Annotated in this window: 22 protein-coding genes; 11 read left to right on the top strand and 11 right to left on the bottom strand. The window is 70.1% G+C overall.

Features of this window, described 5'->3' with window-relative positions:
* Window positions 1-119 precede the first annotated feature (119 nt).
* The 3 genes from ABT352_RS18755 to ABT352_RS18745 form a co-directional block, all read right to left on the bottom strand.
* Window positions 120-1,346: a methyltransferase domain-containing protein gene (locus ABT352_RS18755; protein WP_350946102.1), complete on the bottom strand. Its 1,227-nt coding sequence runs from the start codon at window positions 1,344-1,346 to the stop codon at window positions 120-122.
* Window positions 1,347-1,494: 148 nt separating this feature from the next.
* Entirely contained in the window at window positions 1,495-2,481 is a 987-nt protein-coding gene (locus ABT352_RS18750; protein ID WP_350946101.1) for a Gfo/Idh/MocA family protein, read from the bottom strand.
* A complete protein-coding gene (locus tag ABT352_RS18745; RefSeq protein ID WP_350946100.1) occupies window positions 2,478-3,860 on the bottom strand; it encodes an NDP-hexose 2,3-dehydratase family protein in 1,383 nt (460 codons plus the stop codon). The genes ABT352_RS18750 and ABT352_RS18745 overlap by 4 nt, the downstream gene beginning before the upstream one ends.
* A gap of 285 nt (window positions 3,861-4,145) precedes the next feature.
* Here ABT352_RS18745 and ABT352_RS18740 point away from each other — a divergent pair, with 285 nt between their 5' ends.
* Both ABT352_RS18740 and ABT352_RS18735 read left to right on the top strand, forming a co-directional pair.
* The gene (locus ABT352_RS18740) at window positions 4,146-4,598 is read left to right on the top strand and encodes a sugar 3,4-ketoisomerase (RefSeq protein WP_350946099.1); all 453 of its coding nucleotides are present in this window, start codon (window positions 4,146-4,148) and stop codon (window positions 4,596-4,598) included.
* Window positions 4,595-5,695 carry a DegT/DnrJ/EryC1/StrS family aminotransferase gene (locus tag ABT352_RS18735; RefSeq protein WP_350946098.1) on the top strand — a complete coding sequence of 367 codons (1,101 nt, stop codon included), beginning with the start codon at window positions 4,595-4,597 and terminating at the stop codon, window positions 5,693-5,695. Before ABT352_RS18740 ends, ABT352_RS18735 begins: the two co-directional genes overlap by 4 nt.
* Window positions 5,696-5,713: 18 nt before the next feature.
* Here the strand turns inward: ABT352_RS18735 and ABT352_RS18730 are convergent, their stop codons facing one another.
* The 6 genes from ABT352_RS18730 to ABT352_RS18705 form a co-directional block, all read right to left on the bottom strand.
* Window positions 5,714-6,703, bottom strand: coding sequence for an NAD-dependent epimerase/dehydratase family protein (locus tag ABT352_RS18730; RefSeq protein ID WP_350946097.1), 990 nt, complete (start codon window positions 6,701-6,703; stop codon window positions 5,714-5,716).
* A gap of 5 nt (window positions 6,704-6,708) precedes the next feature.
* Complete coding sequence (locus tag ABT352_RS18725) at window positions 6,709-8,061, bottom strand: nucleotide sugar dehydrogenase (RefSeq protein WP_350946096.1); 1,353 nt, start codon at window positions 8,059-8,061, stop codon at window positions 6,709-6,711.
* Window positions 8,062-8,083: 22 nt separating this feature from the next.
* Window positions 8,084-9,238 carry an ABC transporter permease gene (locus tag ABT352_RS18720; protein ID WP_350946095.1) on the bottom strand — a complete coding sequence of 385 codons (1,155 nt, stop codon included), beginning with the start codon at window positions 9,236-9,238 and terminating at the stop codon, window positions 8,084-8,086.
* The gene (locus ABT352_RS18715; protein ID WP_350946094.1) at window positions 9,235-10,401 is read right to left on the bottom strand and encodes an ABC transporter permease; all 1,167 of its coding nucleotides are present in this window, start codon (window positions 10,399-10,401) and stop codon (window positions 9,235-9,237) included. Before ABT352_RS18715 ends, ABT352_RS18720 begins: the two co-directional genes overlap by 4 nt.
* Before the next feature lie 26 nt (window positions 10,402-10,427).
* A complete protein-coding gene (locus ABT352_RS18710) occupies window positions 10,428-11,369 on the bottom strand; it encodes an ABC transporter ATP-binding protein (RefSeq protein WP_350946093.1) in 942 nt (313 codons plus the stop codon).
* A 238-nt stretch (window positions 11,370-11,607) separates the two neighbouring features.
* Window positions 11,608-11,703 (bottom strand): class III lanthipeptide, encoded by a 96-nt coding sequence (locus ABT352_RS18705; RefSeq protein ID WP_350946092.1) that lies wholly within the window; start codon window positions 11,701-11,703, stop codon window positions 11,608-11,610.
* A gap of 414 nt (window positions 11,704-12,117) precedes the next feature.
* Here ABT352_RS18705 and ABT352_RS18700 point away from each other — a divergent pair, with 414 nt between their 5' ends.
* The 6 genes from ABT352_RS18700 (at window position 12,118) to ABT352_RS18675 (ending at window position 18,955) form a co-directional block, all read left to right on the top strand.
* Window positions 12,118-12,750, top strand: a complete 633-nt coding sequence (locus tag ABT352_RS18700; RefSeq protein ID WP_350946091.1) for a helix-turn-helix transcriptional regulator — start codon at window positions 12,118-12,120, stop codon at window positions 12,748-12,750.
* Window positions 12,751-12,889: 139 nt separating this feature from the next.
* Window positions 12,890-13,531, top strand: coding sequence for a GNAT family N-acetyltransferase (locus ABT352_RS18695; protein WP_350946090.1), 642 nt, complete (start codon window positions 12,890-12,892; stop codon window positions 13,529-13,531).
* Window positions 13,528-14,277, top strand: coding sequence for a flavoprotein (locus ABT352_RS18690; protein WP_350946089.1), 750 nt, complete (start codon window positions 13,528-13,530; stop codon window positions 14,275-14,277). The genes ABT352_RS18695 and ABT352_RS18690 overlap by 4 nt, the downstream gene beginning before the upstream one ends.
* On the top strand, window positions 14,274-16,922 hold the full coding sequence (gene lanKC / locus ABT352_RS18685; protein ID WP_350946115.1) for a class III lanthionine synthetase LanKC: 2,649 nt from the start codon (window positions 14,274-14,276) through the stop codon (window positions 16,920-16,922). The genes ABT352_RS18690 and lanKC overlap by 4 nt, the downstream gene beginning before the upstream one ends.
* A gap of 1 nt (window position 16,923) precedes the next feature.
* Window positions 16,924-18,111 (top strand): ATP-binding cassette domain-containing protein, encoded by a 1,188-nt coding sequence (locus tag ABT352_RS18680; RefSeq protein WP_350946088.1) that lies wholly within the window; start codon window positions 16,924-16,926, stop codon window positions 18,109-18,111.
* Window positions 18,098-18,955, top strand: a complete 858-nt coding sequence (locus ABT352_RS18675) for an ABC transporter permease (RefSeq protein WP_350946087.1) — start codon at window positions 18,098-18,100, stop codon at window positions 18,953-18,955. The genes ABT352_RS18680 and ABT352_RS18675 overlap by 14 nt, the downstream gene beginning before the upstream one ends.
* A 148-nt stretch (window positions 18,956-19,103) precedes the next feature.
* On the opposite strand, the gene ABT352_RS18670 is transcribed toward ABT352_RS18675, so the two are convergent.
* A complete protein-coding gene (locus tag ABT352_RS18670) occupies window positions 19,104-19,520 on the bottom strand; it encodes a MarR family winged helix-turn-helix transcriptional regulator (RefSeq protein ID WP_350946086.1) in 417 nt (138 codons plus the stop codon).
* Between the two features lie 123 nt (window positions 19,521-19,643).
* Here ABT352_RS18670 and ABT352_RS18665 point away from each other — a divergent pair, with 123 nt between their 5' ends.
* The 3 genes from ABT352_RS18665 to ABT352_RS18655 all read left to right on the top strand — a co-directional run bounded on the left by ABT352_RS18665 (window position 19,644) and on the right by ABT352_RS18655 (window position 22,265).
* A complete protein-coding gene (locus tag ABT352_RS18665; protein WP_350946085.1) occupies window positions 19,644-21,377 on the top strand; it encodes an ABC transporter ATP-binding protein in 1,734 nt (577 codons plus the stop codon).
* Window positions 21,378-21,612: 235 nt separating this feature from the next.
* On the top strand, window positions 21,613-21,858 hold the full coding sequence (locus ABT352_RS18660; protein WP_350946084.1) for a hypothetical protein: 246 nt from the start codon (window positions 21,613-21,615) through the stop codon (window positions 21,856-21,858).
* Window positions 21,858-22,265 carry a hypothetical protein gene (locus ABT352_RS18655; protein WP_350946083.1) on the top strand — a complete coding sequence of 136 codons (408 nt, stop codon included), beginning with the start codon at window positions 21,858-21,860 and terminating at the stop codon, window positions 22,263-22,265. Before ABT352_RS18660 ends, ABT352_RS18655 begins: the two co-directional genes overlap by 1 nt.
* Before the next feature lie 43 nt (window positions 22,266-22,308).
* Here the strand turns inward: ABT352_RS18655 and ABT352_RS18650 are convergent, their stop codons facing one another.
* Window positions 22,309-23,082: an arylamine N-acetyltransferase family protein gene (locus ABT352_RS18650; RefSeq protein ID WP_350946082.1), complete on the bottom strand. Its 774-nt coding sequence runs from the start codon at window positions 23,080-23,082 to the stop codon at window positions 22,309-22,311.
* Window positions 23,083-23,267 lie beyond the last annotated feature (185 nt).

Below are 23,267 nucleotides of genomic sequence, written 5' to 3'. Positions count from 1 at the left end.
CGCCCAACGACTCCGCCAGGAAACCCTCACCACCCCCGGCCCCAACCAACTCGTCCCCGAACTGGAAAGACTCACCGCCCACCACCGCGACACGGCGGGCTGAGGCCGGGCGCGGGCGATCAGACGACGTGGACCTCGGGCACGTACAGGATCCACCTGCCGCCCGCCTCACGGAAGGCGCGCTCCTTGGCCATGATCTCCTCGGCGTGGTTCCAGGCGAACAGCAGCGCGTAGTCGGGGTACGGCTCGGCGAACGCCGAGGGCTCGCGGACCGGGATGTGCGATCCGGGGGTGAGTCTGCCCTGCTTGGCGACGGTGGTGTCGCAGACGAACGGGACCAGCTCCGGGCCGATGCCGCAGTAGTTGGTCACCGTCGCGCTCTTGGCGGTCGCGCCGTAGCCCACGACCCGCTTGCCGTCGTCGCGCAGGTCGCGCAGCAGGGCGACGAGGTCGTCGCGGATCCGCTCGACGTTGCGCGCGAAGCCCTTCAGCGTGGGCATGGCCGCGAGGTTGCGCTTGTTCTCGTCCGCCAGCAGCTCGGCCACCGCGGCCGTCGGCGTCCTGGTGCCCGCGTGGGCCAGCGTGTAGCGGACCTCGCCGCCGTGCACCGGGAGCCTCTCGACGTCGACGAGCTCCAGGTCGAAGCGTGCGGCCATCGCCTGGACCGCGCGGACGGTGAAGAAGTAGAAGTGCTCGTCGTAGATCTGGTCGAAGGACGTGCGCTCGACGATCTCGGAGAAGTAGGGGTCCTCGAACACGAAGACGCCGGTCGGGGCGAGCAGCGCGGTCACCCCGCGCAGGATCGACTCGATGTAGGGGATGTGGCACAGGGTGTTGGCGGCGTAGATGACGTCCGCCCTGCCGTCGACGGCGAGGATGTCCTTCGCGGTCGTCTCCTCGAAGAAGTCCTTGCGGACGCGGATGCCCTTGGCGTGCGCCATCTCCGCCACCCCTCCGGACGGCTCCACCCCCAGGTGCCTCACCCCGGCGTCGGCGATCGCCTTCAGCATCACCCCGTCGTTGCAGCCGAGTTCGACCACGAACGGGTCCTCGCCGGTCAGCTCGGTGGCGAGCAGCCGCCTGGCCAGCTTCTCGAAGTGCGCGCGCATGACGGCCGACCCCGAGGACACGTACGGGTAGTCCTCGTGGAACATGCGGTCGCGGGGGATCTCCTCCATGAGCTGAACCATCGTGCACGCCTCGCATATCCCGACGGCGAGCCGCACGAAGAATTCGTCCGCGAAATCGCCGGGGCGGACGAACGCGTCGGAGAGCGGCTGGCGCCCGAAGTCGAAGAATTCAGCGAGGGATCCGGCGCAGACACGGCACCGCGACGTGGCAGACATACTTTGCTCCTCGATTCTGGATGGCACGGGGTGAATCAGCTGTAAATCGCAGCGCGGCCCGCCGCCTGCGTGCGAGACAAAGAGGCGCGGGGGCGTTTTATCAGGGCACGGGGACGCGGCCGGCGGCCACTTTCCTCGCTTTTCATGTTCATATCGTTATCCGCCGGGCCCGCTCGCGGATCGCGTCGACGAGCTCGGCCTGGGCGAGGGCCGGCTTCGTGTGCCCGGCCTGCCCGTCGCCCTCCCGCACGGATCGCGCGAAGGACTCCAGGATGTTGACGAACTGGCGGTCGGCGGCGAGCGTCCGCTCCTGCACGAGGTCCTGCCGCTCGATCCGCACGACGGGGCGCATCGAGTCCGGAGGGGTGTAGGCGCGGTCCAGCAGGATCGACCCCTCCGAGCCCCACAGCGCGTACGAGCTGCGGTAGGAGTGCTCGAACCCGAACCTGATCTGCGCGGTGACGCCCCCGGGCGAGCACAGCAGCGCGCTTCCCTCGACGTCCACACCGCTGGCGGCGTCGTAGCGCAGGAACGCGCCGCAGACCTCGAGGTCGTCGCCGAGGAAGAGCCGCGCGGCGCGGATCGGGTAGACGCCGACCTCGAACAGGGCGCCGCCGCCGAGTTCCGGCCGGTAGCGGAAGTCGCCGGGGTCGCGCGGGGGGATGCCGAAGTCGCCGGTGAAGGAGCGCAGCCGCCCGATCGTCCCGTCGTCGAGCAGCCGGCCCACCTCCTCGTGCTGGGAGTGGTGCGGGAAGACGAGGTTCTCCACGAGGAGCAGGTCGCGCTCCTCGGCGAGGGCGAGCAGCCTCTCGGCCTCGGCACGGCTGGTGGCCAGCGGTTTCTCGGCCAGCACGTGCTTGCCCGCCCGCAGCGCGCGGTCGACCCACTCGGCGCGCAGCCCGGTGGGCAGCGGGATGTAGACCGCCTCCACGTCGGGGCGCTCCAGGAGGTTTCCGTACCCGGTCACCGCGTCGCAGCCGAAGCGCCGGGCGAAGGTCTCGGCCTTGGCCGCGTCGCGGCTCGCGACCGCGACCGGCAGCACGGCCGGGGCCTCCGCCATCGCCGGGAGCGTGCGCCGCCAGGCGATGTCCGCGCAGGAGAGCACGCCCATGCGCACGGGTGAGGTCGTCGTCAACGCTCTCCTCCCCAGAGTCCCTGCAGGCAGGCGACGAGCGTTCTGGCCTGGACGTTGAGGTAGTAGCTGTGCCGCAGCAGCCCGGACAGCTGGCCGACGGTGACCCAGGTGTAGTCCTCGGGCACCTCGACGGGGAAGTCGTCGTCGGCCTCGATCACCAGGTATCTGATCACCGCGCCCATGAAGCGCCCGCCCTCCTCCGACAGCAGCGACTCGAAGCGGATCCGGGAGCGGTCGGCGTTCAGCACGTAGTCCATGAAGTACGGGCGCCGGTCGGCGGGCACCCCCTCGTAGCTCTCGGGCGCGCACTGCAGGGTGGCGGCCAGCTCGACCATGTCCGGCAGGCCGCCCTCCATCCTGGCGTGGACCAGCACGTGCAGCACGCCGTGGATCCGCTTGACGACGAAGGCGACCACGCCCTGGCCCACCGGCACGAACAGCGGCTGGCTCCACGAGCCGACCTCCCTGCCGGCCCCGCTCACCGCGACCGCGGCGACCGTGAAGTACTTTCCCTCCTCGTGGGCGATCTCGTCGCGGGACCGCTTCCAGCGGGTGACCTGCTCCAGGTTCACGCACCAGCGGTCGACGAGCTTGCTGCTTCTCGCCGCGGTGAACCAGCTCAGCAGGCTGGAGGTGGTGTGCAGGGCGGCCCCGCCGCTCACCACCGAGCGGCGCAGCGCTCCCAGAAAGTCATCGCAATCCTCGCGGTCGCCGTCGGCGAGGATCGCGCCGTCGAAGGGGACGCACGCGAGCACGGTCCTGGAGTCCATGTTGACGAGGTTGTCGACACGCAGCAGTTCCTGCAGCTGGCCGATGGTGAGCCAGCGAAAGCCGTCGCGGACCTCGACGTCCTCGGTCACCTCGACGACCATGTTGCGGTTGCGTTTGCACCAGAACCAGGAGCCGTGCTCGGACTGGAGCACGTCGACGAGCACGCTGCCGGGCCGGGGCCGGGTGAAGTACTCCAGGTAGGGCACGCCCGCGCCGCGGTGCACGCCCACGTAGTTGCTGTGCGTGGCCTGCACCGTGGGCGACAGCTGCACGGAGTTGACGTTCCCCGGCTCCATCTTGGCCTGCATGAGGAAGTGGACGACGCCGTCGATCTCCTTGGCGAGGATGCCGAGGATGCCGATCTCGGACTGGTTGATGATCGGCTGCGACCAGCCCTCCGCCGGGTCCGAGCGGGTGCTGACCCGCAGCCCCTCCACCGAGAAGAACCGTCCGCTGCGGTGGACCAGGTTGCCGCTGCCCGGCGTGAAGCTCCAGCCGTCGAGGTCGGCGAAGGGGATCCTGGTGACCTCGGCGCGCTCCGTGCGGTGGCGTTCGGCGAACCACTCCCTGAACTCGGCGAGCGGCAGGACGGCGCTGTCCCTGGCCATGGACGATTTAGTGAGGCGGGCTCTGAATTCGTTATTCTCCCGGCGCAGAGAATGTGATATCTGGGGGAGGCTGGTCATATTCCGACCCTCCGGTCTTTGGATCGCACGGCCTTCGCCGGAGAGTAATTATATAAATCTCGTTAGTCCATTGCATTCGTTCTTCCGGAGGGCTTCCAAGGCGCCGAGAATCACTTGACCGCCGGGTTCTCGAAAAATAGCGTTTGTCCCGCTGGCGAGACGGGACGGGGCGGAACGACCCCTCGTCCGAGGGAGGGTGGAGGCTCGATGAGTTCTTCGGTGAACGGCGGCGAGGACCTCGCGGTCGGCAGGGTCGAGCCATGCCGCCTCGTCGAGCTTCCGGAGATCGTCGACCCTCGGGGCAGTCTGTGCGTGGTCGAGTCCGGCAAGGAGATCGACTTCGACGTCAAGCGGGCCTACTACATGTTCGACATGCCGCCGGGCACCCGGCGCGGCGGGCACGGCCACCGCCGCCTGCGGCAGCTGATCATAGCCGTGCACGGCCGCTTCGAGGTGAAGGTGGACGACGGCTTCAACCGGCGCACGTTCGTGCTCGACCACCCCCGGCTGGGGCTCTACATGACCCCGATGGTCTGGCGGGACATGGTCGACTTCGCACCGGGGACGGTCGGTCTGTGGCTGGTCTCCGAGCCCTACGACGAGGGCGACTACTACCGCGACTACGACGAGTTCCTGCGAGACGCGCGGAGCGGGGCGTGAAGGTCCCCTTCCTCGACCTGCGGGCCCCGTACGAGGAGTTGCGGGACGACCTCGACGCGGCGCTCCAGCGGGTGCTGAGCTCGGGCTGGTATCTCATGGGTCCCGAGGTGGAGGCGTTCGAGGCGGAGTTCGCGGCCTACTGCGGCAACGCGCACTGCGTGGCGGTGGGCAGCGGCTGCGACGCGCTGGAGCTGTCCCTGCGCGCGATGGGCGTGGGCCGGGGCGACGAGGTGATCGTCGCGTCCCACACGTTCATCGCGAGCTGGGTGGCGATCTCCAGGGTCGGCGCGCGGCCGGTGCCGGTGGAGCCGGACGAGCGCACCTGCACCCTGGACCCCGCGCGGATCGAGGAGGCGGTCACCCCCCGCACCAAGGTGATCATGCCGGTGCACCTGTACGGCCACCCCGCCGACCTGGGCGCCGTCGAGGAGATAGCGGCCAGGCACGGCCTGCGCGTCCTGGAGGACGCGGCACAGGCCCACGGCGCCCGCGAGCACGGCCGCCGGGTGGGGTCGGGCGCCACCGCCGCGTTCAGCTTCTATCCCGGCAAGAACCTCGGCGCCCTCGGCGACGGCGGCGCCGTCGTGACGGGGGACGCGGAGCTGGCGGCGCGGGTGCGGCTGCTGCGCAACGTCGGGGCCCGCGAGAAGTACCGGCACGAGGTCGTGGCCGCCAACTCCCGGCTGGACGAGATGCAGGCCGCCACGCTGCGGGTCAAGCTGGCGTGGCTGGACGAGTGGAACGATCGCCGCCGTGCCGTGGCCGCGCGCTACCTGGACGAGCTCAAGGGCGTGGGCGACCTGCTGCTGCCCGTGCCGGCCCCGTGGGCCGAGCCGGTCTGGCACCTGTTCGTGGTGCGCACCGCCCGCCGGCGGGAGCTTCAGGAGCGGCTCGCCGCCGCCGGGATCGGCACGCTCGTGCACTACCCGATCGCGGTGCACCGCTCCCCCGCCTACGCCCGCGAGGGGTACGCGCCCGGATCGCTGCCGCTGGCCGAGCGGCTCGCCGACGAGGTGCTGAGCCTGCCGATCGGCCCGCACCTCGACGACCGGGCGGTGGACGCGGTCGTCGCCGCGACCCGCGCGGCCTGCCTCTGAGCGGAGGCAGGCCGCCGGTCAGCCGGAACCGCTGTCGGGCTGCTCCAGCCACCAGGGGTTGGCCCGCGCCCAGTCGATCGTCCTGGCCAGGCCGTCCCGCAGGGTGGTGGTGCTGCGCCACCCGAGCACGGCGAGCGCCTTGGAGGTGTCGGGAACGCGCCGCGACAGGTCCTGGTAGGCGTCGCCGAAGCCGTCGCGCGGGTCGACGGGGACCGCCTCGTCCCCGCCCGTCAGCTCGACCACGAGCTCGATCACCGCGCGGATGGTCGTCTCGACGGAACTGCCGATGTTGAAGCACTCCCCCAGCGCCGCGGCGGCGGTGCCCGCCTCGATCGTGGCCTCGATCGCGTCGTCGACGAAGGTGAAGCAGCGCGTCTGCCCGCCGCCGTCGTACAGGATCGGCGGCAGGCCGCGCAGGGCGCGGTGGACGCTGCGGCTGACCACGAAGCCCGGCCGCTGGCCGGGTCCGTAGACGTTGAAGTAGCGCACGATGGTGGCGTCGAGCCCGCGCTGGCGCATGTAGGCGAACGTCAGGTGCTCGGCCAGCGCCTTGCTGGAGGAGTAACTCCACCTGTCGGTGGCGGTGCTGCCGAGGACGCGGTCGTCGTCCTCGGCCCACGGGACGGCCGGGTTCTTGCCGAACACCTCGCTGGTGCTGGCCAGGACGACCCGGGCACCGGCCTTCTCGGCGAGTTCCAGGACGTTCTTCGTCCCCGACAGGTTGATGTCGATGACGTCGAGCGGCCGGTCGATGTAGCGGTCGACGCCGACCACGGCGGCGAGGTGGTAGACGGTGTCCACGTCGCCGGTGATCGCGCCTGCGAGCGCCTCCGCGTCCCTGATGTCGCCGCCGACGTGGCGGGGGGCGTCGCCGTCGCGGCCGGGCGGGGGCGGCCCACCGTCGAAGACCGCGTCGAAGACCGTCACCTCGTCCCCGCGCCGGGAGAGCGCGTCGGCGAGATGGCCGCCGAGGAAACCGAGACCGCCGGTGACCACCACGTTCGCCACGGCCCCTACCTCCCGATCCCGCGGTAGGCGAACCCGGCCTCGCGCAGCAGCTCTATGGTCTCGCGCGGATAGTAGGCGCGGCCGTCGACCACCGCGCACGAGGGGGCGACCCGCTCGCGGAGCGCGGCGAGGTCGATGTCCTCGAACTCCCGGTGCCAGGCGAGCACCGCCAGGCAGTCGGCTCCGCGCACGGCCTCCTCCAGCGAGGAGGCCCTCGGCAGCCCGAAGAGCTTCTCCGCCTCGTCGCCGTCGACCAGCGGGTCGTACAGGCTCACCTCCGCGCCCGCTTTGCGTAGTTCCTCGACGACCGGTCTGACCGGTGTCTCGCGCAGGTCGCCGGTGTTGTTCTTGAAGGCGAGCCCGAGGACCGCCACCTTCGCGCCCACCGGCGACCTGCCGAGCTTGGCCAGCTCCTGCACGATGAGGTCGCTGGTGTAGTGCGGCATGGAGTCGTTGACCTCGCGGGCGGCCGGGATGGTCAGCAGGTCGATGCCGCGCTGCCTGGCGGCTCGCCAGACCATCCAGGGGTCCTTGGTCAGGCAGGAGCCGCCCACTCCCACGCTCGGCAGCAGGATGTTGACGTTGCCGTTGCCCTTGGGGATCGAGTTCGCCGCGGAGATGATGTCGAGGACGTCGACCTCCAGCGCGGCGCAGAGCCGGGCGAGCTCGTTGGCCAGGGCGATGTTGTGGTCGATCCACCAGTTGTCGGCGAGCTTGACCATCTCGGCCGCCTCCAGGGAGGCCACCGGGATCACCTCCACCCCGACGGCCCGGCGCCAGAACGTCACCGCCGCCTGGGTGCTGTCGGCGCACCACCCGCCGACGATGATGGGGAAGCTGAGCAGCTCGCGCAGCGCGGTCCCCTCGGAGAGGCGTTCCGGGCAGAAGGCGAGGCCGAAGTCCGCACCGCAGACCAGGCCGCCGCGCTCCAGCAGCGGCAGGGCGAGTGAGCGGGTCACCCCCGGCGGGACGGTGCTCTTGAACACCAGGAGCTGGCCCGGCCTGATGTGCCGGCCCAGTTCCTCGCAGGCGCCGCGCAGCTGGCTCTCCTTCATCACCCCGCGCTCACCGGTGGGTGTGCCGACCGCGACGATGACGACGTCCGCCTCGGAGACGCTCTCGTAGCTCGTGGTGACGCGCAGGCGGCCGGTGCCCGCGTGGCGGGCCACGAGCTCGGGCAGCCCGGTCTCGCTGAACCGGCAGTGCCCGGCGTTGAGCTCCTCGACGAGTACGGGGTCGGTGTCCACCCCGATCACGTTCACGCCGCGGTCGGCCAGGACGGCGGCGACGCACGAGCCGACGTATCCCAGGCCGAGGACCGCGGCAGTGATGTTCTCCCGATCGGGCAGGAAACGCATGTCATCTCCAATGGTCGCGGCTTTACCGGGTGAGGACACGGCGCAGGCGCCAGACGCCGAGGGCGAACAGGACGGCCGCGTAGCAGCTCAGGACACCGAACTGGGGCAGGATGTCGACGATGGTGCCGCCGTTCCTGACCAGTTCGGCGAAGGCCTCGTAGGCCCAGGCGTGCGGGGTCAGGTGGGCGACGACCTGCATCACGCCGCCGAACGACTCCAGGGGCAGCATGGAGCCGCCGAGCGCGGCGAGCCCCAGTCCGAGGATCATGGCGACGGAGATCACCGCTCCCGGCGTCTTGAACGCCGACCCCAGGAGCATGGCGGCCCCGCTCCCGACCAGGGAGAAGACGACGACGAGCGCCGCCGCCGCCGGCGGGTCGCCCCAGTCGACCCCGAAGATCAGCGCGGAGCCGAGCATGATCAGCAGCGCCTGCGTCAGCGCGATGACCATCCGGCCGAGCGCCTCTCCGGCGACGATGGCGCGGGCCGAGATCGGGGTCGCGTACATCCGGCGCGCCACTCCGAGCAGCCGGGTCTCGACGAGCCCGATCGCGGCGGTCAGCGAGGTGAGGAAGGTGAACAGCAGCAGCAGCGGCGGAGCCGAGGCGGCGAAGGGGTTGAACCCCTCGGGGAACAGGCTCCGGCCCGTGGTGGTGACGCGCACCTGGACCTCGGCGACGCTCGCCTGCCCCGCCCTGCTCAGGCTCTCGTCGAAGCTTCCCGCCCCCTCCTGCTGCCCGAAGCGGGCGGCCCGCAGCAGGGCGGCCTGCTGGGGGACGACGGAGCGGACCCAGGTGCCGATCTCGGCCGCTCCCGGATCCTGCTGCCGGGTCAGGTAGCGCACCTCGACCTGGCCGCCCTCACGGATCCGGGCGTCGTAGTCGGCCGGGACGACCACGCCGGCCCGCAGCTCGCCGCGCTCCACCGCGGTGCGCAGCGCGGACTCGTCCCCGATCCTTTCGACCGTGACGCGCTCGCCGGAGCCCAGCGCCCCGACCAGCTGCTGCGTCAGCGGTCCCGGACCGCTCACCACGCCCAGCCTCAGCTGCTGGTCGACGCCGAACATCTGCCCGAGCACGAAGACCATCAGGAACGGCGCGACGATCACGAAGAAGATGTTGGTGCGGTCGCTGAAGACCCGGCGGAGGTTGACCATCCCTATGGCGAGGGCCTTCACGCGTGCACCATCCTTCCGACACGGGACAGGGCGAGGGCGCCGCCCAGTACGGCGAAGCCGAGCAGTGCCGCGACCGGGACCGCCACGGCCTGCACCGACCCTCCGCCGGCCAGGTCGGCCAGCCCCTGCATGAACCACTTGTGCGGCGTGAGATAGCCGAGCGCGGTGAGCCCGCCGAGTTGCGCGCTGGGGAAGAACACCCCGCCGAGGATGCCCAGCACCATCGCCACCACCGACTGCCAGTTCGACGCCTGCTCGGCGGTACGGGCGAACGTGGCGAGCGCGGCCATCAGCCCGGTGGCGGCGAGCACGCCGGAGACCACCAGCGCGGCCACGCCGAGCGGATCGCCCCAGCGGGCGCCGATGACGAGGGTGGTGACCACGACGAGGATCGCCATGCTCACGATGCCCACCAGGACGCCGCTGAGCAGCTTGCCCAGCACGATCGCCGGCCGGGAGATCGGGGCGGCCAGCATCCTGGTCAGCGTCCCCGCCCTGCGCTCGTCGAAGACGCTGGTGATGCTGAAGACGACGGCGAAGAAGAGGAAGAACATCGCCATGCCGGCGGCGTAGTAGGTGGTGACGTCCAGCTGCCGCCGTACGGCGGAGGCGTCCTCGCGCACCGACACCGGCACGGGGAGCGCGCCGGCCCGCTCCGCGAGCCGGGCGGCCCGCTCCGCGTCCGGCGCCGTCCCCGAGGGGGAGACCACGGCCACGGCCAGCTGGACCGAGCGCAGCCCGGTCGCGTAGGCCTGCCCGACCTCGCGGGCGACCTGGACCGCGACGGGCGCGGCGACACTTCCGATGATCTCCAGGGTGGCGGCGCGTCCCGCCCGCACGTCGGCGGAGAAGCCGGCGGGGATGACGAAGGTGGCCTCCACCTCGCCGCGCTGCGTCAGCGCCCGTCCCTCCTCGGCCGTCGCCACCGGCCGCAGGGTGACGATGCCCGAGTCGCGCATCGGCTCAAGGACCTGCTGGACGAACCCGCCGCCGGCGGCGCGGTCGGCGTCGGCCACCGCGTAGCGGGCCGTGAAGTCGCCGCCCGTGCCGCCCAGGACCGCGTTGAGGATGAACGCCATGCCCAGCGGCAGCACGATCGCGAAAACGATCAGGGTGCTGTCCTTCGCCCGCTGGCGCAGGTCCTTCAGCAGGATGATGATCATTCCACGCACCGTAGGCCCCGTCCCACTCAGTCCCGAAGCGCCTTACCGGTGAGGTGCAGGAAGACCGCCTCCAGGTCGGGTTCGCGCACCTCCGCGGACCGGATCGCCGCGTCCTGGCCGGCCACGGCCTCGAAGAGCCGGGGCAGGATCGCCCTCGCCCCCTCGACGAGCAGCTCGATGTGCGGGCCCTCGCCGCTCACCTTGCGGACCCGCGGCAGCTCGGCGAGCGCGCGCCTCACCCGGTCGAGGTCGCCGTCCACCTGCAGGACCACCTGGTCGTTCTCCCCCACCATGTCCACCAGCTCGCGGCGGGTGCCCTCGGCCTTCATCTGGCCCTCGTCGACGATGCCGACCCGGTCGCAGAGCCGCTCGGCCTCCTCCATGTAGTGGGTGGTGTAGAGCACGGCCACCCCCTCCCCCGCCAGGCGCCGCACGCTCTCCAGGATGGAGTTGCGGCTCTGCGGGTCGACTCCGGCGGTCGGCTCGTCCAGGATCAGCAGGCGTGGCCGGTTCAGCAGCCCGATCCCGATGTTGAGGCGGCGGGCCATGCCTCCCGAGTAGGCGGAGACCGCCTCGTCGGCGCGGTCGGCCAGCCCGATCGTCTCAAGCACCTCGCCCACCTTGCTCCTGCCCTGGCGTCCTCGAAGGCCGTACAGCTGCCCGAAGAACCAGAGGTTCTGACGTGCCGTGAGATCCTGGTAAAGCGCGAGCTCCTGGGGCACGTAACCGATCAGCGCTTTCGTCTTCGTGTTCCGCGCGTCGTGCGGCTGCCCGTCGACGAGAACCGTTCCCTCGTCGCGCTCGACAACTCCGACAATCATCGAAATCGTCGTCGTCTTTCCCGCCCCATTCGGACCGAGCAGGCCGTAGACCTCGCCCTCCGCAATGGAAAAACCGACTCCGTCGACCGCGACCATCTGGCCATAACGTTTACGCAGTCCTTCGCACGCCAGAATGATGTCGCTCATGGGGCCCAATTGAACACGGCCCCTTCTCGGGGCACAAGGCGAGAGAAAATCGGAAAGGATCGCGGCGCGTTTTGCCGTCTCATCGGCGGTCGCGCGGCCCGTCACGGAGTGTGGTGCCCCGCCCCGGGGAGGGCACCCTGCACCCGGCGCCCGGCCGCGAGATCCGCGTCCACCGGGTGTGCCGGTGACCGCGAACGCGGGGGGAGGCACGAGACCGCCCCCCGCGAACACGGAGGAATCAGCAGGTGCTGTTGCTGATGGTGCTACTGGGGAGATCGGCGTACTCGGGTGCGACGTCGATCTCCTGCAGCTCAAGAATGTTGGACAGGTCCATTAAGACACCTCCTTCGAGGGCTCGAAAGTCAGACCGGCCGTGTGGCGGCCCCGGGCCGGCCGGGTCTTCCTCTCTGACACACCGCCGCCCTCGCCGGCTTCGGAGGGTGAACCGCGCGCATTCCACGGATTTCACGGAGTCTGCACCGTGACACCTGCACCGAAAAACGATGACGAGCGAAAGCGCCATAAAGGCGTTAATCCCGGCCGTTCCGCTGACGAAACATAGTTATGGAACCCCGGAATGCGCAACGGCCTGTCCTAAAACGGCCATGCCCGGCGTTTCCATAAGTCGGAAACGACGACGGTCCCGAGACTTTAGCCATGACATTATATTTTCATGCGCCACGCCGATACAAACAGCAGCGAGGATCGGATAATCACACCACAGGAACTGCGTGAAGTGTTTTCCCGGATGGCCGAGAGCCGGTATCGGGAAGTCCTGGCGGTGCTCTCCGACGATCCGCTGGGGCGCCTCCTGTCCGGCCGGGTGGGAGAGCTGCTCGTCGAGGGGAATTGCCCGGTGTGCGTCGTGCGCGCCGGGGGCGGCGAGGAGACCGAACCTCTCGCGGCCCCTTCCTTCGATCCCCCGTACGCCCGGACCAGGACGCTGGCCTCGGTCCCGCTGTCGGCGGTGATCGCCGACCGGCGGGTGGCGCTGCTGAGCCTGCGGCCCCCTCCTGGGGAGGTGGCGTCCGTGACCCTGGTGACGCGGGCCGGTCACCTCTCCACGCTGCTGGCCATCTTCGGCCATCTGTGGGGCACCGCGCACGTTCCACCACCCCAGGAGACCGGGGCCGGGCAACGGCGCGGCGCCGTACTGAGCCTCCTGGCCGAGGGACTGACCGATGGCGGCATCGCGGCCCGGCTGGGCGTCGCGGAGCGGACGGTCAGGCGCGAGGTGAACGGGCTGATGCGCTCGGCGGGCGCGACCAGCAGGTTTCAGCTGGCGTTGCGGGCTCAGGAACTCGGCTGGCTGTCCCGTCCCGCCGGCGAGACAACGCCGGATAACGATTCCGCATTTCACGGGCGCGCCGCTTTCTCATAGCCGCGGATAGCGAAACGTTGACGACCCGGGAACGCCAAACCTAGTGTCCAGATATCGACGAGCTCAGGACGGTTCGATCCCCACGGGACCATCGGGTCCGGAAACCATCGCCGCCGAAAGAATTCAAGGTGACACAGTCGTGCTCATTCCCCATGTCGAGACTCAGCGGACGGCGCTCACCATCGCCGACCCGTCGGACGGGGTCGCCCTCTACGAGCTCCTTCTCGGCCTGGGACTGCACAGCATGCCGCCGCTCAAGGTATTCGTTGACCAGCTGAAAAAGCAGGACATCTCCGCGATTTTCGCGATCAGGCTGCGGCACAGCGGGGAGACCGTCGGATTCGGGACCCTGCACGAGATGGACCCGGCCGGACACATCCAGGTCGGCATATTCACCGACACCGACAAGGCCAGATACGGCCTCGGCGGCGAGGCGATGATGCTTCTGGTGAATTACGCGTTCGCCACCTGGGAAGACATAAGAAAAGTATATTTCGTCACCACGGACGCCAGTATCGACCGGATCGGCTGGGTCGGTGACCTCATTCCCAAGGAGGCGACCCTCCCCAAGCACATGTTCTTCCGGGGATGCCTCTGGGACGTGCATTTCTACGCCATTTATCGGCATATGTGGGAAAAGCAGGGCGCGGATGTTCTCACCCGGCTGGTCCGGGGTCCCGAGGCCGAGCGCCCGAGGGGCATCAGGGCGCTCATCCACCACCTCAGGTGGCTCGTCACCAGGCCGAAGCCCGCCACGAGCCCGAAGGAGTACGCGCGGTGACCGACACACCGGCCGACCGCCGGCCCCCCGAGTTCGGCGGCGAGCGCCTGCTCGTGATCGGCACCGGCGCCATCGCCGCGATGTACCTGCCGTTCTGGCTGAACTGGCTGATCACGGCGTACCGGGACCTCGAGGTGCAGGTCGTCCTCACCCCGAGCGCGGAGCGCTTCGTGAGCGGGGAGGCGTTGAGCGTGCTCGTCCGCCGGGAGGTCGTGCGGGACCGGTGGCCCGAGGAGGCGCGGCCGGACGCGCTGCACGTGCGGCTCACCGAGTGGAGCGACAGCGTGATCGTCTATCCGGCGTGCGTGAACTTCATCTCCAGGCTCGCGCTCGGGCTCGCCGACACCCCCGCGCTGCTCTCCCTGCAGTGCACCTCCGCCCCCATCGCGCTGGCGCCCTCGCTGCCCCCCGGAGCGCTGGACAACCCGACGCTGCAAGGCCATCTGCGGACCCTCTCCGAACGGCGCAACGTCGTGGTGGCACCGGTACGGGCGACGAGAAGCCTCAGCACCGGACGCCAGGACGCGGCGGGCGCGCCCCCGCTGTCGACGATGATCGGCCTTCTGGAACGACTGCGCGGGTCCCTCTCCGCCGACGGCGAGAGCGACACGGACGACAGGAGCAACCGGGAACGCGAGAGCGAAGCGGACGGCAAGAGCAACGGGGACCGCGAGCGCGACGGTGGCGGCGGGGACGGCGCGGGAGCGACGAGCACGGGCGAGGAGCACCACGCGTGCAGGACATGATGCAGATCTACACCCTGGCCGACCCCCTCTTCTTCGAGGAGCCCACCCGCTGGTCGGGTGGGGTGGGCTTCATCCGGGACCATGCGTTCACCGTGTCGGGCACGGCCGTTCCCGAGGGGTGGGTGCGCAAGGAGCGCGGGGTCTGGGTGTCCCTGCGCCCGCAGGGCCGGACCACCGCCGAGCAGGGCTGGAAGGTCCACCTGTCCGCGACGCTGGAGAACGCCGACCGGCTCTGCTCCGCCGCCTGGGACTACTGCGTCGAGCGCGGCATCCCCTTCAAGCACCTGCGCGACCGCAACATGCTGCTCGTCTTCAACGCCAAGTACTCGCCGCGCGGCTCCAGCGGAAAGCTGGTCACCGTCTACCCGCGCGACGAGGAGGAGTTGCGGGCCGTGCTGACGGACCTGTCGGTGGAACTGAAGGGCGAGCAGGGGCCGTACATCCTCAGCGACCTGCGCTGGGGCGACGGCCCGCTGTACGTCCGCTACGGCGGTTTCACCGAGATGACGTGCGTGGACGAGCACGGCGAGACCGTCTTCGCGGTCCGTCACCCCGACGGCACCCTGCTGCCCGACCGGCGCAGGCCGTTCTTCGACCCGCCCAAATGGGTGGAACTGCCCGGTTTCCTCCAGCCGCACCTGGACTCCCGTCGCGACGGTGCGGGCGCCGAGCTCCCCTACCTGGTGCGCCGGGCCCTGCACTTCTCCAACGCCGGGGGCGTCTACCTCGCCACCCGCCGCACCGACGACAGCCAGGTCGTGCTCAAGGAGGCCCGCCCGCACGCGGCGGTGGACGCCAACCATCACGACGCGACGACGAGGATGGAACGCGAGAGCTGGGCCCTCACCGCGCTGCGCGGCATCCCCGGGGTCCCCGCCCTGTACGACGAGCTCGACGTGGCGGGGCACCGCTTCCTGGTCGAGGAGTACGTCGAGGGGCAGCCGCTGAACGTGTGGTGCGGCACCGCCCATCCCTGGGTGGTCATGGCCGAGCCCACGGCCGAGGACATCGAGTCCTACACTCGCAGGGCCGTGCAGATCACCGACCGCGTCGAGGCGCTGATCGCCGAGATACACGCCCGCGGGGTGGTCTTCGGCGACCTGCACCTGGGCAACGTCATCGTCCGGCCCGACGAGACGGTGGCCCTGGTCGATTTCGAACTGGCGTTCGATGCCACGGACACCGACTGGCGGCCGGGACTGGCCGCGACCGGTTTCGCCGGCCGGGACACCAACGGTGTGGCCCGCGACCTGTACGCCCTCGCCGCGTTACGCCTTGCCATGTTCCTGCCGTTCAGCAAGATCACCGCACTGCGGCCCGACCGGGTCCACCGGCTCGTACGCACGATGTGCGACAACTTCCCGGTTCCCGCCGGCTGGGCCGAGACGATCCTCTCCCACCTCGCTCCTTCGCGGGGGCTCCCGGACTCCCCCGCCACCGAACCGGTGGAGGTGGAGGTGGGGCCCGCCGGTCCTGACGCCCCCGCCGTGGACTGGCGGGCGGTGCGCGAGTCCCTGGCCAGGGGAATCCTGAGTTCCGCGACCCCCGAACGCGAGGACCGCCTGTTCCCCGGCGACGTGCACCAGTTCGTGTCCGGCGGGCTCGGGTTCGCCTACGGCGCCGCCGGGGTGCTGTGGGCACTGGAGGTGACCGGCCACGGCAGGCATCCGGAGCACGAGAGGTGGCTGCTCGACGCCGTACGGCGCGACAGACCGCGCCGCCCCGGCTTCTACGACGGGACCGCCGGCATCGCCTACACCCTCGACCACCTGGGATACCCACAGGAGGCGGCCGAGCTGCTCGACCGGCAGCCGGTGCCCGATCGCGCGAACATCTCGATGTTCTCCGGGTACGCCGGCATCGGGGCGGCGCTGGCGCACCTCGCGGGCACCCAGGGCAGGCCGGAGCATCTCACCGCGGCACTCGCCGTCGCCGACCGGCTGGCCGACGCGGTGGAACGCGGAGACCCCGGCACGGCACGCGGCCCGGGGCTCCCGGCCCCCACCCGGCCCCTGGAGGCCGGCCTCATGCGGGGCTGGTGCGGAGTGGCCCTCTTCCTCGTCCGGCTGTTCGAGCGGACCGGCGACCCCGCCCTCCTCGACCACGCCGCCCGAGCCGTCGGGCTGGACCTCGACCGGTGCGTGACGACCGCGGACGGCTGGCTCGTGGTCGAGGAGGCGGGCGTGCGCACGATGCCCTACCTCGACGTCGGCAGCGCGGGCATCGCCCTCGTCGCCGCCGAACTCCTCGCCCACCGCGAGGACGACCGGGTGCGCGCGAGCCTCCCCGGCCTGCTGCGCGCCTGCCGGACGCGCGTCTCGCTGCAGGCCGACCTCTTCCGCGGCATGGCCGGACAGGTGGCCGTACTCTCCCGGCTCTCCCAGCTCTCGAACGGCGGGACGGACGACGCGGCGGAGGACCGGCGGCTGCGTGACCTGTGCGAGCACGCCGTCTCCTTCCAGGGGCACCTCGCGTTCACCGGTACCAGGGGTTTCCGGATCTCCATGGACCTGGCGACGGGTGGCGCGGGCGTCCTGCTCGCCATGTCGCAGGCCACCGGAAGCACCGGAAGCACCGGGGGAACTGGGAGCACTGGGAGCACTGCCCCCTTCCTGCCGTTCTTCTCCCCTCGCGGGGGGCGGTGAGGTGGACGATGGCGCGGCGGTGTCCGTGAGGGGACTGCGCAAGGAGTACGGAAAGATCGAGGCCGTCAGGGGCGTCGACTTCGACGTCGCCCCCGGCGAGGTGTTCGGCCTGCTGGGTCCCAACGGGGCCGGCAAGAGCACGACGATCAACATGTTGTGCACGCTGATCCGGCCCAGCGGGGGCAGCGCGACCGTCGGCGGGCACGACATCGTGCGGCGGCGCGACGAGGTGAGGCGCGACATCGGCCTGGTCTTCCAGGAACCGACCGTCGACGGATACCTCACCGGCGCGCAGAACCTGAGCTTCCACGCCGAGCTGTACGGCCTGCCCAAGAACGCCATCGACGACCGGATCAGGCGGGTCCTGGACATCGTCGGCCTGTGGAAGCGCCGCGACGACCGGGTGCACACCTACTCCGGCGGCATGCGGCGGCGCCTGGAGATCGCCCGTGGCCTGCTGCACTCCCCCCGGGTGCTCTTCCTCGACGAGCCGACGGTCGGGCTCGACCCGCAGACCCGCGCGGCCATCTGGGGGTACATCACCGAGCTCCGCGACCTGGAGAAGATCACGATCTTCATGACGACGCACTACCTGGAGGAGGCCGAGCACTGCGACCGCATCGCGATCATCGATCACGGTTCCGTCGTGGCGCTGGACACCCCCGAAGCGCTCAAGGCCGCGGTGGGCAGGGACCGGATCCGCATCCAGACCGGCGACGACCCGGCCGCCACCGTCATGCTGCGGGAACGCCTCTCGGTGGAGGCCGAGGCCCGCGACGGGGGACTCACCTTCTCCGTCCCCAGCGGCGAGGAGTTCGTCCCGCGCCTGTTCGCCGAGTTGGGCGTCCCCATCCTCTCCGTCCAGATGACCCGCCCCTCCCTGGACGACGTCTTCCTCTCCTACACAGGCTCGACCATCCGCGACGCGGAGGACACCGGGGGGAACGGGAGAACCGGCGGCCCCGAACAGGTCGGCGCGAAGGCCCACGCGGAGACCGGGGACGGCGAGGGCGCCGTGGGCGGGAAGGCCCACGCGAAGATCGAGGACGGCACGAACGCCGAAGGCGACGACACCGCGGGCACGAAGACCCACGCGGAGACCGGGGACGGCAGGGACGGCGAGGGCTCTGTGGGCTCCGTGGGCGGGAAGGCCCACGACGAGGAGGTGCCGGCCCATGGTCGCGGCTGAGACGGCCACGCCCCGCGTCCCGCTGCGCGGCGCCGCCCACAACCTGCGCGCGGTGAAGGTGGTGCTCCGCAGGGAGCTGATCCGCTTCGCCACCGACGGCAAGCGGGTCACGGCGATGCTCTTCCAGGCATTCATGTGGATCTTCATCATCGGCACGGGATTCGGGTCCCTGATGCCGGGGGTTCCCGACGGCGTGGACCTGAAGACCTTCATGTTCCCCGGCGTGATCTCGATGACGGTGATCCTGACGGCGATGTTCTCCGCCTCGTCGATCGTCTGGGACCGCGAGTTCGGCTTCCTGCGGGAGATGCTCGTCGCCCCGGTGAGCCGTACCGCGATCGTGGTCGGCAAGATACTCGGCGGTGCGCTGGTCGCGACGCTGCAGAGCCTGGTGATCGTGGCCATGGCGGGACTGGTCGGCGTACCCTACGACCCGGTTCTCATCGTCTCGCTGGTCGGGGTGATGTTCCTGACCGCCTTCACCATGTCGGCCTTCGGCGTGCTCGTCGCCGCGCGGATGACGAGCATGGAGTCGTTCCAGGGGATCGCCCAGATGGCGATCATGCCGCTCATGTACCTGTCGGGCGCGCTGTTCCCGCTCACCAACCTGCCCGGGTGGATGAGCACCGTGACGCTGCTGAACCCTCTGACGTACGCGGTCGACCCCGCGCGTCAGGTCGTCTTCGCCCACCTGTCCGTCCCGCCCGAGGTGATGGCCGTGTACGGTCCCGGGGTGTCCTGGTCGGGATGGGCCGTCCCGATGGCGCTCGAACTCCTGCTGGTCGGCGGCGCGGGCCTGCTCATGCTCGCCCTCGCCGTCGCCCGCTTCCACCGGACCGGCTGAAACCGGCCGGCCACCTCCACCGGACCGGCTGAACCCGTCAGCCGCTTTCACCGGACCGGCTGAAAACCAGCTGAAAGGTTGTCACCCGCTCCCACCGAAACGCAGGAGAACCGAGGCCCACCACCCGCGCCCCCCGGTGGCGGCCGGGTCAGACGGACTGCGCGTCGACCGTGCCGAGCAGCTCCCCGAGCCGGTCCTGCTGCTCGGGGGTGAGCACGGAGAACAGCTCCTCGGCCACCCGCCTGCGCGCCTCACGCACCTGTTCGTACCGCTTCCTGCCCTCGCCGGTGACCACGAGCAGGGTGGAGCGGCGGTTGGCGGGATCGACCTCGCGACGGACCAGCCCGGCCTCCTCCAGCGCGTCGACCACCGGGGTCACCGAGCGGGGCACGATCCGCAGCCTCTCGGCGAGCTGCACCATCTTCAGCGGCGGCTCGGAGTCGACGATGACCCGAAGCGCCCGCGCCTGACCGGGGCTCAGGCCGAGCGGCCCGAGCCGCTCACCGTACCCCTGCCGCAGCCGACGGCCGACGCCGTGCACCAGGTCGGCCAGTTCCGTCTCCACAGCGCCGAACCTATCCCAGTGCCATAGGGAATGAATGTGAGTTAACCTCTGTTTGAGACTACATCAGAAAGGAGTTCCATGGAGGAACAAACCAAAAGTGCCATACGGCACGAAACACCTGAGGTGAACGACGAACCTCGCGCCCCCCTGCGACGCGTCATCGCCCTCTTCCGCCCCTACCGGGGCCGCCTCGCCATCGTGGGCATCCTCATCGGACTGTCCTCCCTCGTCTCGCTCGCCTCCCCGTTCATGCTCCGCGCGGTGCTCGACGACGCGATCCCGCACGGCAGGACCGGCCTGCTCACGCTGCTCGCGCTCGGCATGGTCGCGGTCGCCGTCGTCACCAGCGTGCTCGACGTCGTCCAGACGCTGATCTCCACCGGGGTCGGCCAGCGCGTCATGCACGACCTGCGCACCAGCGTCTACGGCCACCTACAGCGCATGTCCATGGCCTTCTTCACCCGCACCAGGACCGGCGAGGTGCAGTCGCGCATCGCCGGCGACATCGGCGGCATGCAGCTGGTGGTCACCTCCACCGCGGCCTCGATGGTCTCCAACCTCACCACCGTGGTGGCGACGATCATCGCGATGCTGGTGCTGGACTGGCGGCTCACCATCGTGTCGCTGCTGCTGCTCCCCGTCTTCGTCGCGATCAGCCGCAGGGTCGGCAGGGAACGCAGAAAGATCACCTCCGAGCGGCAGCGGAAGATGGCCGCCATGTCGTCGATGGTCCAGGAGTCGCTCTCGATCAGCGGCATCCTGCTGGGCCGGACGATGGGCCGCGGCCCCGAGCTCGCCGGGCGGTTCTCCGCCGCCTCCGACGAGCTCGCCGACCTGGAGGTCCGCTCCAGCATGGCCGGGCGCTGGCGGCAGTCCACCATCCAGATCATCATGGCGGCGATGCCCGCGGTGATCTACTGGGCCACCGGGCTCACCTCGGTCGTCTCCATCGGCACCGTCGTCGCCTTCACCACGCTGCAGATGAACCTGTTCCGGCCCGCCGTGTCGCTGCTGCGGCTCGGCGTCGACGTGCAGAGCTCCCTCGCGCTGTTCGCCCGGATCTTCGAGTATCTGGACCTGCCGGTGGACATCCACCCCGGCACCCGCACACCGGAGACCGTACGCGGCGAGATCCGCTTCGAGCACGTCGACTTCGCCTACGGCGACACCCCGACCCTCTCCGACATCGACCTCACCGTCCCCGCCGGCACCACCCTGGCCGTGGTCGGCGAGACCGGCTCCGGCAAGACCACGCTGAGCTATCTGCTGCCCCGCCTGTACGACGTGACGGGCGGCCGGGTCACGATCGACGGGGTGGACGTGCGCGACCTCACCTTCGAGGCGCTCGCCGAGACGGTCGGCGTGGTCTCGCAGGAGACCTACCTGTTCCACTCCTCCATCGCCGACAACCTCAGGTTCGCCAACCCCTCCGCCACCGACGAGGAGGTCGTCGCGGCCGCGCGGGCCGCGCGGATCCACGACCACATCGCCGCACTGCCCGACGGGTACGACACCGTGGTCGGCGAGCGCGGCTACCGCTTCTCCGGCGGCGAGAAGCAGCGCCTCGCCATCGCCAGGACCCTGCTGCGCGACCCGCCCGTGCTCATCCTCGACGAGGCCACCAGCTCCCTCGACACCCAGACCGAACGCGCCGTCCAGGAAGCCCTGGACACCCTGTCGCGGGGCCGGACCACCATCACGATCGCCCACCGCCTGTCGACGATCCGCGACGCCGACCAGATCGTGGTCCTCGACCACGGCCGCGTCGTCGAACGCGGCACCCACGACGAACTCCTCGCCGCCGACGGCCCCTACGCCGCCCTCGTCAACCGCGACCGCTCCCTCACCTCCGCCTGACCCGAGCCGTGTTCGCCCTCCTGGAGCCCGCCAGGCCGGTCGTTCCCGCCTCGGCCACCACACCCGTTTCCGGTCTCGCGTGATCGATCGAAGCTGTCGGCCCCAGCGGGAATCTTGCGACCAAAAAAATGATCCGGTTGTCCCGGAATGACCGGCCGTAGAGGGCGACACACCATAACGAACATGCCGACAAGGGGCATTGTCGCTGGTAAGCAAGGGATATAGTCTGCCGCGTGTGGTGGAACGAGACGACTACGCGGCCATCCGCGACCGCATCACGACTCTCGCCCGCGACCACGGTCTGCGTTGCGACTGGGCCGAGACGACCAGAAGGCAACGCTTCCTGCTGCTGTGGGACGCCGCAGGCCGCGTCGTGGCCCGTGCGATCGTCCCGCTGTATCCGGGCGAGACACCTCACGTTGTGGACAATCTCGAACGAGGGCTCGCTTTCCTCTTCGGTGATGACTGGCTGGAGGACTGATGGGCGCCCAGGACAGCGTTGACGTTCACGTCACCAAGACCGGCACGCTGTGGCTCGCGACCGTACAGGGCGTGGCGGGCGGCATGTCCGCACGGTCCCTGAAAGAGCTGCACGGCGACATCGCAGAAGGGTTTCCCTTCCTTTTCACCGACCGCGACCAGCCGCCCGTCCCGGTGTTCCACTACACCCTGCCCGGTCTCACCGAGGACGACCTGAACGACTTCGCCGAGCTTCAGCGGCGGGCGGCCGCGATCGCCGACGACTACACCAGGACGGCCAGGGCCCGTGTCGACCAACTGGCCGGGCTCGGCCTGTCCGACCCCGACATCGGGGAGCTGCTGGGACTGAGCAAGCAGCGGATCCAGCAGATCCGCACAAGCAGGAACGAGGACCGCCAGACCGCCTGACACCCCTTCCCCACTCGTCACCGGGCAGACCGGGAGCGGAAGGTCACGCCTTGGCGGACGGGATCCGGTCGAGAGTGATCCCGAAGTGGTCGCGGTAGGCGGGGAGAAGTTCGTTCTCGTCCAGGTCGCGTTCCGTGCGCTCGCCGTCCACGGTGTGGATCAGCTTGCGGTCGCGGAGCGTGATCCGGCCCTCGGCCGTGCGCATCGAGCAGACCGGCGCCTTGGTGAAGTGCGACTTCGGAGAGGTCTGCTGCCACCAGCACATCGGGACGAAGTCCGCCAGCTCGTAGGGCCGGGCGGTCAGCCGGTAACCCGGGTCGCCGTTGTGCGTGACGTCGAGGTCGCCGTGGTCGCCGGGGGCGAGCCCGACCAGGAAAGTGCCACCGCCGTTCTTCTGCTCCGCGCGCCCGTCGAGCCGCAGCGGCTCGTCGGAGAAGTCGCCGAATCCGACGTCGACCAGCCACGGCTCGTCGAGATCGACGCGCAGCGCGAGGTGGTCGAAGAGCGGCCCCGGCACACCACCACCGCCGAAGACACGGGCGGCGAGCAGCGTCACGCGGTAGCCGAGCGCGGTCAGCAACTCGGCGAGCAATCCGTTCAGCTCGTAACAGAAGCCACCGCGACGGCGGACGACGATCTTGTCGTACAGCGCGTCGAGGTCGAGCGAGATCGGCTCACCGAGATGAATGCTCAGGTTCTCGAACGGCACCGCCCTGAGGTGCGCGAGTTGCAGGGTCCGCAGGCTCTCGACGCCCGGCTCCACGGGCCGGGTCACACCTAATCTGTCCAGATAAAGAGCGATCTGCGAGTCGTCCATGGGGGTAAGCAAATCATGTGTCCGCGCTCGTCGAATCCCGTCGCCGGAGAACGCCCTCCGCTCGGCACGAACGCAGCGATCGCCTCACCCTCGGGCTTTCCCTCAACACCATCGGCACCCGTGACGTCGCCCGCACCACGGCGATGTCTCATGTGACGGAGAAGTCGAACTCCCCGTCCTTGACG

Origin of the sequence: Streptosporangium sp. NPDC000563, from assembly GCF_040299985.1 — a bacterium.
Taxonomy (GTDB): Bacteria; Actinomycetota; Actinomycetes; order Streptosporangiales; family Streptosporangiaceae; genus Streptosporangium.
The sequence above is the reverse complement of the archived record's forward strand: the minus strand, read 5'-3'. Positions and strand labels throughout refer to the sequence as shown.